Raw genomic sequence first — 13,094 nt, 5'->3', positions numbered from 1 at the left:
CGATTCACCCGTTCGAGTTAAAGGTGTGGTGTGCGTGCCAGGGGGCAGGACGCGGTCGTTGAGGAGGGCAGTGCCGAAGTGGCCGCGGGGGACGCGCCCGTGCGAGCCGAGCCGCACCGCCGAACTGAGGCCATGGGGAAGCCGGTTCAAGTCGGCAGCTTCGCCGGCGAATCCGAATCCCCGTTCGCCCAGAGTGCCGGGCAGACACGAGAACCACGTCAACACCCCGTCAGCGGCACCCGGTTGCCGGACTTACCGGAACGCGTTGCCGGCCTCTGCGCGGTGGGCTTCTCGAGGCGATGTCGGTGCCTGGTGACACGATGCCGTCGCCGGCCGTATCAAGGCGATCGCCGCCGGTGGCACGAACACAGGGGGCGGGACGTTGATCGGTCAGGAGACAGAGTTGTGTCGGCACTGCGGGGAGCCGGTTGTCAGGCTCGACGCCGGACGCTGGTCGCACGGATTCGGCGAATGGGGGAGCGTGGGATGTCGTTCCTACAGCTTCACCTTGCGCGGGGACTGGGACGAGCGTCTGACCCGCGCGGAAAAGGCCGCACCCCGGACAAGAGGCCAGCGCCAGGGGCGAGAAGAGTTTCCTGAATGGCCCGGGCTGCGCGAGCGGCGGCTTCAGGCTGAACGTGAGCAGAGGGACGCCGAAGCCCTCGCCGCCACACGGTTCTCACCGAAACTGGCCAGGGCTGTCGAAGCGGCGGAGGCGGTGGTCGCCGATCCGGGGAGCTCCACTTTCCGTACGCTCGAGCGGCGACGCCAGTCGGTGATCCTTGCCATGGAGGAGCAGGCCCGCCGCGCCGCGGCCGAGCAAGGCCACTGTCCGACGGGCAGCTTCACTGCCCAGGGCGAACTCAACCGGCTCATGCGGCTGACCCGGGATCTGCTGCGTTCCCTGCGGACGGCGGAGGAACAGTTGCCGGCCCCGGAAGCGCTCAAAGCGGCAGCCAGCCGTTACTGCGCCCGCTTCGACCAGATCGCCAGTGACCGCTACGCGTCGTTGCCGCAGCAGGGTGATGGCGTCGCGACAGAACGGTATGCACTCGAGCAGGCGCGTCAGAACGCCGCGATCGAGCGACGCCGGACGTCCTCCGATTCCGAGGCCCAGGAATGACGACGAGGACTGGACCCAGCGGGCCTCCAGTAGAAGCGCCCACCGACGCCCCCCTGGCTTCCAGGCGCTGGCACCGGCTCCTCAGGCATGACTAGCAGAACCCGCCGCCACCACGGATCCTGAAGAGAGGGGAGCGGCGCGCAAGGTCCGGGTTTCTCGGCTCCTCACGCGACAGCAGGCCGATGGGATCCCCATGTCCGATGCAGACGCAGCCTCCCGAGCCGAGCGGCGGATCGCGCTGGTCCGGGACGACGTGGACGCCCGCCTCGCGCTGGCGCAGGAGTTCTACACGCACTCCTCCGAGCCCCTGCGCCGCTACGGTCACGCCGAGCTGAGCTTCCTGCGCTGGTCCGCCGCACGCGGAGTGCTCGCCCCGGAGTCCGGCACGCACCCGGGCAGCGCCTGGTGGCGTTCCGTGAACGAGGGGCTCCTCAGGGACAAGGTGGAGGCGGGCCTGCTGTGCGCCGGCGCCCCGGGGGAGGCGAGCGGCACAAGCGTCGCGTACTGGGTGGACTGCATCCGCGAGCCGTCGCCCGCCGCCTGGTACCGCGCCCACAACGCCAGCATCGTCGCCGGCTACCTGCGCCACGAGCACCTGGCCGCGCCGGAATCGCAGGTGGAGCGGTTCATGATGAACGTCGCCCTGCTCCGCGTCCTGTTCACCCACGCGATGCTCGTACGGCCGCGGCTCATGCTGGGACGGCTGGCCCCGCTCGGGCCACGGCTCGTGGACCCCCGCCACGCGACCGTGAAGTGGTTCCTCGACCTCGGCCGGTCCTTCCCGCCGGTGTACCCCGTCACGCTGCCCACCGAGGACACCATTCTCGACGAACACCCCCTGGCCCGGATGCTCGACTACGGCGTGATCGCCCCCAGACTGACCGCGCTGTACGCCCTCGCCGCCGCGACCCTCGAAGAACCCCGCCTGATGACCCTCCTGGACGCAGGCGTACCCGCATACGCCTGGACCCGGGCGGAACGCCCGCTCTGGTACGTCGGCAACACCGGCCCCCACCTGCGCCTCATCGCCCGCACGACCGGCGTACACCTGCGCTGGCCGCCCTCACCGGCCCGCCGCTACAGGATCCCCCTGCACGGCTGAGAAGCCACACGCTCCCGTGGCCACCGGCCGGCACGGAGCGGGACAGGGAGATCCCACCGCCTCCCGCCCCCGATCCGGCACCCTTGTGGAGTGCACCCCACGCCCATCACGCCCGACGCGCCGGCCGCGGTGCGCAGCCCGCTCCTCACCCAGCGGTGGCTCGACCTCACCTTTATCCACTGGGCCGTCGACCCCGCGGCTGTGACCCCGCTGCTGCCGCACGGGCTCACCGCGGACACCTACGACGGGCTCACCTACGTCGGTCTCGTCGCCTTCCGGATGGAAAAGGTGGGCTGGCTCCGGCTCCCCGGCGTGCCGTACTTCGGCTCCTTCCCGGAGACCAACGTGCGCCTCTACTCGGTCGACGCGTACGGCCGCCGCGGGGTCGTCTTCCGGTCCATGGACGCCTCGCGGCTCGTGCCGGTGCTCCTGGGCCGCCTCGGCTTCCGCCTCCCGTACCTGTGGTCCCGCATGGACGTACGAACGGACGGTGACACCGTCACGTACACGAGCGCCCGGCACCGGCCCGGAACCCCCCGGGCGCGGAGCCGCATCGTCGTCAGGGTCGGCCGGCCCGTCCCGGACCCGACCGGGCTGGAGCAGTTCCTCACGGCCCGCTGGGGCATGCACAACGCCTTCTCCGGCGGCACCGGCTACCTCGCCAACGACCATCCGCGCTGGCCGCTGCACCGCGCGGAGCTGATCACATGCGAGGAGAACCTCCTCGCGGCGGCCGGACTCCCGGCTCCCGACCGTCCGCCGGTCAGCGTCCTGTACTCACCCGGGGTCCCGGTACGCCTGGGCCGGCCCACCGCCCTGACACCCCGCGGCCACGTCCCGCCGAACAAACCCTGACCCCCACCCGCCGGTCGGGCCCGGCCTCCCGCCGACGGCCGGGGAACCGCACCTTCCGAGGAACCGCAACTCCTTGCGAGCGGACCGTTTCCCGTCCCTTTCGGGGGTACACGAGCGCCGAACTCACCGGAGAACGGCGTCAGGAGTGCCATGCGTGCCAAGGTCGGATACTTCAGGACCAGGTCACTCAGGAGACGTCTGCGCCGCTGCGCCCGCGAGGTGTTCGGCTGGGAGCGACTGCGCCCCTCCCAACTCGACGCCATGACAGCCGTGATGGAGGGACGCGACACCATCGTGGTGATGCCGACCGGCGCCGGGAAGTCGGCCGTGTACCAGGTACCGGGGGTGCTGCTGGACGGGCCGACCGTCGTGGTCTCGCCCCTGATCGCGCTCCAGCGGGACCAGGTCGCCCATCTCGCCCGCATCGAGGGATCCGATGCCTCGGCCGTCAACTCCGCCCAGCGCCCCCGGGACAACGAAGCGGTCTGGGAGCGCGTACGCGAGGGCCGCCTGGACTTCCTGTTCGTCTCGCCCGAGCAACTCGCGAAGGACGAGGTGGTGGAGCAGATCGCCGCGGCCGGCCCCGCGTTGATGGTGGTCGACGAGGCGCACTGCGTGTCCTCGTGGGGATACGACTTCCGGCCCGACTACCTGTCCCTGTGCCACGTCCGCGAACGCATCGGCCGGCCTCCCCTCCTCGCCCTCACCGCCAGCGCGGCGGCCCCCGTGCGGGCCGACATCGTGGAGCGCCTCGGCATGCGCGAGACACACCAGGTGGTCGCGGGGTTCGACCGCCGCAACATCACCCTGGAGGTCGTACGGCACCGGGAGAACGCGGGCAAGCGCCGGTGGGTGGTGGAGCGGGCCGCGGCCGAGGCCAAACCGGGCATCGTCTACGCGGGAACACGGCGGGAGGCGGAGGAGTACGCCCGGGAACTGTCGGCGCTCGGATTCGACAGCGCCGCCTATCACGCGGGGCTGGCGGCGGCCGAACGCTCCCGCACGCACGACCGCTTCCGGGACGGCGAACTCGACGTGGTCGTCGCCACCTCCGCGTTCGGCATGGGCATCGACAAGCCGAACATCCGCTTCGTGCTGCACGCGTCGGTGCCGGGTTCCCTCGACACGTACTACCAGGAGATCGGCCGGGCGGGCCGCGACGGAAAGCCGTCGACGGCGATCCTCGCCTACCGGCCCGAGGACCTCGGCGTGCAGCGGTTCCGGACCGGCGCACCCCCCGACCCGGAGGTCCTGGGCGGGCTGATCGACGCGGTGCGCGAGCACCCGGGACCGGTCACGGCGACCGCTCTGCGCGAACGGACCGGACTGTCTCCGACCCCGCTGACGTCGATGCTGCACCTGCTGGAGGAGGCCGGAGCCGTGACGACGCGCAACCGCGGCGCCATCGCGGCCGTGCCCGGGGCACGGCGGGACGCCTGCGTCCGCGAGGCGGTGCGGATCGCCTCCGCCCGTGTCGATCTGGAGCGTTCCCGGGTGGAGATGATGCGGGCGTACGCCGAGACGAACGGCTGCCGCCGCAGGCACATGCTCGGATACTTCGGGGAGAGCCTCGCGGAAGGCGACTGCGCGGGCTGCGACACCTGCGCCCGCACGAAGGAGCTGAAGGAGGCCCCCCTCCGGACCGAGGACATCCTGTCCGGTACGGGCCCTGAGCCGCTCGGGCCCGTGGCGTCCGACGGCGCCTTCCCGCCCGGGACACGGGTGGGACACCGGACGTGGGGCGAGGGCGAGGTGATGAGCGAGGAGGGGAACAGGATCACCGTCCTGTTCGAGAGCGTGGGCTATCGCACCCTGTCCCTCCCCGCCGTCCAGGCACGAGGCCTGCTGACACCGGTGCCGTCGACCGCGACGAGAAACTGACGCACCTCTGCGCCACCGGCCTGCTGATCAGCGGACCCGAGGGGTGATCCGCCCGGCAGACAGCCGGTTTGGCCGCCGCCCGGTGGCCGGGTCCGTCAGGAGCAGGTGTAGCTGAACACCCCTTCCGCCTCGGGCGACTTGTGCTGGTGGGTGACCCGCAGGCGGGCCGTTCCCCGGAAGCTGCCGGGGCCGCGGACCGTCCAGCGCAGGTGCACGGTGACCCGGCGCTCGCCCCGGCGGGCCGTGCGGACCAGCTCGCCGGAGTCGTGGCCGTCGCTGCGCAGCCAGTGGTACGTCACCGGGCCGCCGCGGCCGTCGGTGGTCACGACGCCGACCAGATCGGCGGTCTGCCCGCAGTGCAACCGCCCGGCGGGCGACCGGACTTCGACGGAGGTGACCGTCGGGGCGGGGGAGGGGCGCAGCAGCAGCCACAGCAGGACGGCCGCGGCGGACAGGAAGGCCGCCGTGGCGATCCAGGCCCGCCGTCTGCAGCGGCGGGGACGGCTGTCGGACGGTACGGGCGCGGTACGCCACTGGGCGCGCAGGACGTCCTGCGCCTCCAGGGGGACGCCGGGACCGAAGCGCAGGAGGATCTCGCCGTCGTCCTCGCCTTCACCGGTCGGGGCCGGCGCCGTCGCCCCGGCGGGTGCCGCTGCCAGGGGGTCGGCTGGTGTCGCCGAGGGCCCGGCGGGGGTGCGGTTGCGTTTACCGAGGAGGGTGGCCTGGTCGTCCGGGGCGGCGGAGCGGGGCCGGCGCGGGGCGGAGCGGGAGCCGGTGCGGCCGGGCAGGGTGAGCTGCTCGTCCGGCACGGCGCGCCTGGACCCGTCCCCATCCGGAACCCCGGCCGCGGCCCCGGCACCTGTGCCTGTGCCTTCGGAACCCGCACCCCCGGACTCCGTACGTCCGGATTCTGTACGTCCGGAGCCGGTGTCCCGGGCACCTGCGTCTCCGGGCTCTGCACCCCCGGGGCCTGTACCCCCGGTGCCTGTACCCCGGGCACCTGCGTCTCGGGCACCCGCGTTCCCGGGCTCTGCACCTCCGGAGCCTGCAGCCTGGGCATCTGCGTCCCCGGACTCTGCGTCCCGGGCACCTGCGTCTCGGGCACCCGCGTCCCTGGGCTCTGCACCCCCGGGGCCTGCGTCCCGGGCACTCGCGCCCGCAGCGCCCGCCCCCACAGACTCTGCGCCCCTGGACTCCGTACCCCCGAACTCCCCAGACCCCGCGGCTTCAAGGCCGGCGATATCGGAACCGGCAGCCCCGGAACCAATTACACCGGAACCAGCGACACCGGACCCGAGGGCTCCACCACCCCCCTCCCGAGGACGCACACGCCGGTCATCCACCCCCGCCCCGTCCACCGCCGTCACCGTCACCGTCGCCGCAGCCACCGCCGCGCGCAGCTCCGTACGCCGCAGGAAACCCTCCGGAAGCGCCGCGCGCCCGGCGACCAGGGCCGCCCGGGCCGCCGCCAGCCCCTCGGAACCGGCGGTGGCGCGACAGCGCGCGAACACAGCGGCCGCCGGGGTGCCGGCAGGCACCCATGCCTCGCCGAGGGTGCGGGCCAGGCCGGCCCAGGCCGCGACGTCCGCCGCACGCCGAGCGGAGCCCGGCCCGCCCCCCGGCACCGTGCCGATGCCCTCACCCGCCCCCGTGCTGTCACCGGCCCCCGTGCCGTCACCCAGCACCGTGCCCAGCCCCGCCTCGGCGAGCAGGGCGACGCCGTCCGGGGCCAGGGCCACGGTGTCCGCGGCCAGCGCCCCGTGGGCGAGGCCGGCCGCGTGCAGGGCGAGCAGGGTCTGCGCGGTCTCGTTCAGGACGCTGGCCGCGCTTCCCGCGTCGGGGCCCGTACCCCCGCGGGCCAGGAGGTCCGCGAGGGTGGGGGCCGGTGGCCGGGCGGTGATCAGCCACACCTCCCCGGCCTCCGCGACGAGGTCGACGGTGCCGAGCACCCCGGGCAACCGGAGCCTCGCGACGGCGAGTACGGCCGCCGCGAGCCGTTCGCGCGTGCCCCGCGGCGCGAGCAGGGCACGGTCGACGCGCAGCGCGCCGAGCACCGGCTCACCGGACCGGGCCGGGAGCAGCGCGTGCCAGGTGCCGTGGCGGGCGTCGCGCGACCAGCCCGACAGGGTGCGCCCGGCGACGGTGGTGGCTGTCGTCATGTCGGTCCGTTTCTCGCCGGGTACGGCGTCCTCGCCCGGTACGGCGCTCAGCACGGCGGCGCGTCCAGGGTGGCCGTCTGCGGTCCGTTCGCGGCCGCCGGAGTGCTGGTGAGCGTGACCGTCCAGGTGCCGCGGCACGGGTGGTTGGCGAAGTCGGCCACGAAGGTCACGGGGTAGTGCGTGCTCCCGGACAGCACCCGGGTCTGGTGGCCGTAGGGGTCGGCGGGCGTGTCCACGTAGTAGTCGGCCGTGACGGTCACGGGCGAGGTGCCGGTCGTGTCGACGGTGACGGCGGCGACCAGCGAGCCGGGGGCCTGCCCCCGCTGCCAGGAGCCGATGGAGATCGTGACCGTGCCGGGTGTGGGCGTGGCCGGGCTCGCGGTCGTCGGCGCGGGGGAGTCCGCCGGAGGGGCGGCGCTCACCGTGGGGGCGGGGGAGAGCGCCGGGCTGCCCGAGGGGGTGGTGGTGGGGGTGGTGTCGGCCGTGGGGGAGGCGCCGGTCGCGGACGCGGACGGCGAAGAGGCCGTCGGAGTCGGTGAGTCGAGGGCCGAGGGCACCGAACTGGCCACCGTGGTCGACGTGTCGTGCGGACGGGCCGCAACGGACGTCACCCCGCCCGCCACGACCGCCAGCGCGGCCGCCCCCACGGCGGCCTTCCATCCGCTGCGCCTCACCCGCCCCAGCAGGGTCAGGGCCCGGGCCGGGGCTTCGAGCGTCGCCGTCGCGGTGAACGGGAACAACAGGGCGAGCAGCGCGGTGAGTTCGGCGAGCCTGCGGCGTCCGCGCTCCTCCCAGCCGGCCCCGTACCCCTCGACGGCCGAACGCTCCAGATCGGCCAGGAACGCCTCGATGCCCGGCCGTTGCTCCGGGTCCTTGGCCAACCCCCGGCGCAGCAGCCCCCGTACGGGATCGGGTACGTCCTCCAGCGGGACGGGGGCCCGCAGATGCTGCAGACGCAGCGCGGCCACGTCGTCGCCGGTGAAGGGGCGGCGCCCGGTCAGGCACTCGTGGAACACCGCCGCCGCGGCGTACACGTCGCCGGCCGGCCCGGCCGGTTCGCCCTGCCACCGCTCGGGCGCCATGTAGGCGGGCGTGCCGGCGGCCTCGGTCTCGCGTCCGGCGCGTACGGCGATCCCGAAGTCGGCGAGAGCGCTCGTACCGTCGGCGCGGACCAGGACGTTCTCCGGCTTGTAGTCGCGGTGGACCACCCCGGCCGCGTGCGCCGCGCCCAGGCCCAGCAGGGAGCCCTTGAGCAGCACCAGGGCGGCCTCGGGGCCGGTCGCCCCGTGCCGGCGCAGCAGGTGGCGCAGGCTGACGCCGTCCACCGCCTCCATCACGATCGCGGCCCCGCCGCGCGCCTCGACGTACTCGTACAGCCGCACCACGCACGGGTGCCGCAGCTCGCCGAGGAGCCGGGCCTCCGCGCGGAAGCGGGCGAGGAACTCCCGGTCGCAGCGCAGGTGTTCACCGAGGTACTTGACCGCCACCGGCACCCCGGTCGCGGTGTGCCGGGCCAGGACGACCCGCCCGCCGGCCCCCTCGCCGAGCGCGCGCACCTCTTCGTAACCGGACACGGCCCACCGGCCGGATCCGACGGCGTCCTCGCTCATGCCGTCCCTTTCAGGGCCGTCCCCATCGTCGGAGCCGGTGCCGCGCCCCGCGCGTCCCGCCGGCACCGCACCCGCCGGACCAGCCAGCGCACCGGCGCGGACCACACCGGGAAGGCCACCAGAGCTACCACGACGGCCTCGACGACCCCGGTCCACGCCGGGGACAGCCACCCCTCCAGCAGGTCGCCGATCCGGGAGCGCCAGGCCAGCAGGGCCAGGACGAGGAAGCCGTACGTACCCACGACGACCGCCAGGCCGTACGCGGCCATGCCCGCCTGCCGCGGGCCGGGCCGGCTGCCCGCGCGCAGATCCCGCCACAGGCCCGTGCGGAAGTACGCGCTCGCCTCCTCACGCAGCCGCGGCACGCGCAGCGCATCGGTCAGGGCCTGGTAACCGTCCAGCGGCATCAGCGGGTTGAAGTTGTACAGCGTGTTCAGGTAGAGCCCGAAGGCGAGTTGGAACAGGATCGCCGAGGCCGCCCCGGCGGGCAGGAAGGCCGCGCCGGCCGCGCACCAGCCGGCCAGCGCCGCCGTCGACAGCGGCCCCGACAGCGCGACGACCACACGTGACCAGCGGGTGCCGAACCACATGTCGCTGGTGTCCACGAACGCGAACGGCATGCCCATCATGAGCAGGAACCCGCCGCGCCGGACCTTGCGGCCGTACGACTTCACGGCCAGCGCGTGCGTCAGCTCGTGGACGACCAGCGCGGAGATGTACCCGGCGGCCAGGAGCACCGGGCCCCGGACGCCCGCCCCGCCGAAGTCCAGCAGATGCTGCCGGCCCTGCGCGACGAAGAACGCGACCGGCCCGCCGGCCACCGACAGCCACACCAGCGTCACGCCGGTGCGGGTGAACAGCCGCCACCCGAAGGCCTGGTAGAGACGGGCGACCACCCGGTCGAGGCCGGGGACGGAGATCTCCAGCTTCAGCAGCGCCCGGTACACGGCGTGCCCCACCCGCCGCCAGCCCGTCCGCTGCACGTCCTCGGGGCGGCCGGGCAAGCCGCGCAGCAGTCCCGCGTCCGCGAACGCGGCGAGCGCCGACTCGATGCGCGGCAGGGCGAGTTCACCGTAGCGGTCGGCGTAGGCGAACAGCAGGTCCCGTACGGTGTTCTCGCCGTCGACGGCGTTCCAGAGGAAGACCTGGCGCTCGTCCAGCTCCAAGTACCTGCCGGTACGGGTGTTGTTGAGCACCCAGCGGGCCTCGCCGCGGTCGGCGGGCACCTGCTTGAGCGCCCACCCGGAGCGGCGGCGCGGGCGCGCGGTGAGCGGCCCGTTCGCCTCCGGCGCCGCCTCCTCCTGCGCGGCGGTGGGGAGTTGGGTGAGCTGGGTGCCCACGACCTGGGTGCGCTGGCCGATGTGGGCCTCGCGGGGCTGCTCGAACACCAGCCGTACGTCGCCGACGGACAGCTCGGTGCCGTCGGCGAGGTGGGCCGCGCCGCCGTGCAGGTCGACGCCCGCGACGGCCGTGCCGTTGAACGAGTCCAGGTCCTCGATCCGGAAACCCGACTCCGTACGGACGATCCGGGCGTGGCGGCGCGACACGCTGGCGTCGGCCAGGACGACGTCGCTGTCCGCGCCCCGGCCCAGCGTGGTGACCGGGCCGGTGAGCGGGACGAGCAGGGCGGGATCGTCGAGGCCGCGCAGGTGCGGCGCGGCGTACGACGTCGGTGCCGCGCCGCGGCGCAGGGTGCCGCAGTGCAGGCAGTACGGGAAGTCGCGCCGCACGTGGACGCGGCAGGCGTGGCAGAGCATGCGCCGGTTCAGCCCGCGCCGGAGCCGCTGAGAGACGTTCCGCCGGAGAAGCCGCCGTCGGTGTCGGGCGCGGCGGGGGAGAGGTGGGTGGAGAGGCCGTCGAGGCCGGGGGCGCTCACACCGCCGCGCACGCGCTCGGCACCGCCGAGAACGCCCGCGCGGCCACCGCCGCCGCCTTCGCCGCCCCCGCCGTCGCCTCCGCCGGGTTCACCGCCGCCGCCGGGCCGGCGCCCGGTGTTCTCCTGGTCACCACCCCCGCCACCACTGCCGTCACCGCCACCGGGCTCACCACCGCCGCCGCCGGGCCGCCGCCCGGTGTTCTCCTGATCACCGCCACCGCCACCGCTGCCGCCTTCACCGCCACCGCCGGATCCGCCGCCGTGACCGTGCCCGCCACCCTCTTCGCCGCTACCGCCGTCGCCGCCGCCGGAACCCCCGCCGTCGCCGCCCCCGGAGCCGCCGTGGCCGCCGCCCTCACCGCCACCGGAGCCGCCACCGCCTTCACCGCCGCCCCCGCCACCCTCTCCGCCGCCGCTTCCGCCGCCTTCTCCGCCGCCGGGACGGCGTCCGGTGTTCTCCTGGTCGCCGCCGCCACTGCCGCCGCTGTCTCCGCCGCCGCCCTCGCCACCGCTGTCCCCGCCGCCACCGCCGTCCTCGCCGCGGTCGTAGATGCCGCCGTGCCCGAAGTGCCCCGCGTCGCCGCCGCCTTCGCCACCGAAGCCACCGCCGTGACCCCCGAGGCCACCGAACCCGCCGAGTCCGCCACCGGACCCGGCACCACCGTCACCGAACCCGCCGTCGCCGAACCCGCCACCGCCCCCGAGGCCACCGTCCCCGAACCCGCCACCGCTGTCCCCGCCGCCGAAGCCGCCGTCACCGAGGCCACCGAACCCGCCGTCGGCACCACCGCCGCCCAAGCCGCCGTCACCGAACCCGCCGCCGAAGCCGCCATCGGCCCCGCCGCCCCCGAATCCGCCGAAGTCGCCGCCGCCACCAAGGCCCCCGTCCCCGAACCCGCCGTCGCCGAAGCCACCACCGGATCCGGCACCACCGTCACCGAAGCCGCCGTCCCCGAAGCTGCCGAAGTCGCCGCCGCCACCGAGGCCGCCGTCCCCGAACTCACCCAATCCGCCGCCGACATCGGCCGCTGCCCCCTGGCCCAGCCCTCCGCCGAGCAGGCTCTGGGAACCCGTGGCGGAGACGTCGAAGCCGCCGACGCCAACATGGCCGTCGGTGTCGAGGCCGCCGACGCCCACGTGGCCGTCAGTGCCGAAGCCCCCGACGCCCACGTGGCCGTCAGCGGGGAAAGGCGGCTGGTCAGGCGTGTGATCGACGGTGACGGGATCGCCCGACACATGGTCGGTGGGGACATCGGGAACGTCATGGTGTGCCAGCGCGTGTGCCGCGCTCCCGAAGAACAGGGACGACTTGGACAGGCGCGGGTCGAGCGCGGCCGGTCCCCCGACGGTGCCGGACTCGACGCGCAGGGCGCGGAGTTCACCGACCTGGGCGGGTGTCAGGCCCAGTCTTCGGGCCACCTCCTCGGTGTCACCGTCGAGTTCGGCCCTGAAGGCCGGGTCGACGGCGAGGCGGGTCATGGCATCGCGAAAGGCGTTGTCGGTCATGTCCTCGGTCTCCGTGGGTCTGCGGACGCTGCTGCTGATCCCGGCGGAGCTGAGGATCCCCCTGGCCGACGACACCTGCCATTTCCGGCCATCCCCACCGATGCCTGCACGGACGGTTATAGGGGGCATGACATGGCCCGCGCAAGGCCGAGAGCAGCACACCCTGCCGCATATGCCTCCGGAAAGGGGCGGTGACTTCGGACCAAGCACCGATCGAATACGGCCACCCACCGGCTGAGCCACCCCGGACAGCCGCACCGGCCGGGAGGACACCACGCCGGTGAGGCACGCACACCGCTCACGCCGGCGAAGAACACCCCGCGTCTGTGGAACCAACCAGGGCCCGGGCAAACTCTGCCTGTAGTAGCCCTGATCGAGAGGAACAGCCCAGACATGATCACGCTCACCAAGGAAGACGGCCCCGCGGACCTGGCCGGAGTGACCCATCTGTCCATCGGCGTGTCCTGGGACCCCACGGCCGGCAGCAGTGGCGGGATGCTGGGCAAACTGCGCCGCAAGTCGGGCACCGACCTGGACCTGATCGCCATCGCCATGCAGGGCCGCGACCCGGTGCGCCTCGCCGGCCTCGACTCCCTCGACCCCATGGGCAACGGCTCGTTGGTCCACAGCGGCGACAACCAGACCGGGCACGGGAGCGGCGACGACGAGACGGTGACCGTCGAGTTCGCCGGGATCCCGCCCCACATCACGTCGATCGTGTTCGTCGCCGCCGCGTACAAGAAGGGCAGCGCCTTCGAGAAGGCACGCAACATCAGTTTCAAGGTGTACGACGCGACCGGCGGGAGCTCGCAGCAGGTCGCCGACATCTGGCCCAGCCTGCTCACCCAGGACAACGGCTGCGCCGTGGCGAAGGCGCTGCGGGTCGACACCGGCTGGAAGCTCGAAGTGATCAATACGACGGGGAAGATCAAGCAGGGGGACGAGCACGCCCTGATGCGCTTCGCCGTCAGCAAGTAGTCCG

At 73.9% G+C, this 13,094-nt stretch carries 9 protein-coding genes; 6 read left to right on the top strand and 3 right to left on the bottom strand.

Going from position 1 to position 13,094, the window contains the following annotated elements; genetic code table 11:
• Positions 1-382: 382 nt before the first annotated feature.
• From ACFRIC_RS00150 to ACFRIC_RS00135, 4 genes are all read left to right on the top strand, one after another.
• Positions 383-1,123 carry a hypothetical protein gene (locus ACFRIC_RS00150; RefSeq protein WP_382778189.1) on the top strand — a complete coding sequence of 247 codons (741 nt, stop codon included), beginning with the start codon at positions 383-385 and terminating at the stop codon, positions 1,121-1,123.
• Between the two features lie 193 nt (positions 1,124-1,316).
• Complete coding sequence (locus ACFRIC_RS00145; protein ID WP_382778188.1) at positions 1,317-2,225, top strand: hypothetical protein; 909 nt, start codon at positions 1,317-1,319, stop codon at positions 2,223-2,225.
• A gap of 90 nt (positions 2,226-2,315) precedes the next feature.
• Complete coding sequence (locus ACFRIC_RS00140) at positions 2,316-3,080, top strand: YqjF family protein (RefSeq protein WP_382778187.1); 765 nt, start codon at positions 2,316-2,318, stop codon at positions 3,078-3,080.
• Positions 3,081-3,230: 150 nt separating this feature from the next.
• Positions 3,231-4,961 carry a RecQ family ATP-dependent DNA helicase gene (locus tag ACFRIC_RS00135; RefSeq protein ID WP_382778186.1) on the top strand — a complete coding sequence of 577 codons (1,731 nt, stop codon included), beginning with the start codon at positions 3,231-3,233 and terminating at the stop codon, positions 4,959-4,961.
• A 95-nt stretch (positions 4,962-5,056) separates the two neighbouring features.
• Here ACFRIC_RS00135 and ACFRIC_RS00130 read toward each other — a convergent pair whose 3' ends face one another.
• The 3 genes from ACFRIC_RS00130 to ACFRIC_RS00120 are packed head-to-tail and all read right to left on the bottom strand — an operon-like array spanning position 5,057 to position 10,487.
• Positions 5,057-7,120: a hypothetical protein gene (locus ACFRIC_RS00130; protein ID WP_382778185.1), complete on the bottom strand. Its 2,064-nt coding sequence runs from the start codon at positions 7,118-7,120 to the stop codon at positions 5,057-5,059.
• 47 nt (positions 7,121-7,167) lie between these two features.
• Complete coding sequence (locus ACFRIC_RS00125; protein ID WP_382778184.1) at positions 7,168-8,730, bottom strand: protein kinase; 1,563 nt, start codon at positions 8,728-8,730, stop codon at positions 7,168-7,170.
• Positions 8,727-10,487, bottom strand: coding sequence for an FHA domain-containing protein (locus tag ACFRIC_RS00120; protein WP_382778183.1), 1,761 nt, complete (start codon positions 10,485-10,487; stop codon positions 8,727-8,729). Before ACFRIC_RS00120 ends, ACFRIC_RS00125 begins: the two co-directional genes overlap by 4 nt.
• Positions 10,488-10,570: 83 nt before the next feature.
• On the opposite strand from ACFRIC_RS00120, the gene ACFRIC_RS00115 reads away from it, so the two are divergent.
• Together ACFRIC_RS00115 and ACFRIC_RS00110 are read left to right on the top strand one after the other, a co-directional pair.
• On the top strand, positions 10,571-12,307 hold the full coding sequence (locus ACFRIC_RS00115) for a hypothetical protein (protein ID WP_382778182.1): 1,737 nt from the start codon (positions 10,571-10,573) through the stop codon (positions 12,305-12,307).
• A gap of 198 nt (positions 12,308-12,505) precedes the next feature.
• The gene (locus tag ACFRIC_RS00110) at positions 12,506-13,090 is read left to right on the top strand and encodes a TerD family protein (protein WP_382778181.1); all 585 of its coding nucleotides are present in this window, start codon (positions 12,506-12,508) and stop codon (positions 13,088-13,090) included.
• The last annotated feature ends 4 nt before the right edge of the window (positions 13,091-13,094 follow it).

The organism is Streptomyces sp. NPDC056738 (assembly GCF_042790435.1).
Classification (GTDB): Bacteria; Actinomycetota; Actinomycetes; order Streptomycetales; family Streptomycetaceae; genus Streptomyces.
Note: the sequence above shows the minus strand (reverse complement) of the source record. Positions and strands in the feature narration are given on the sequence as shown.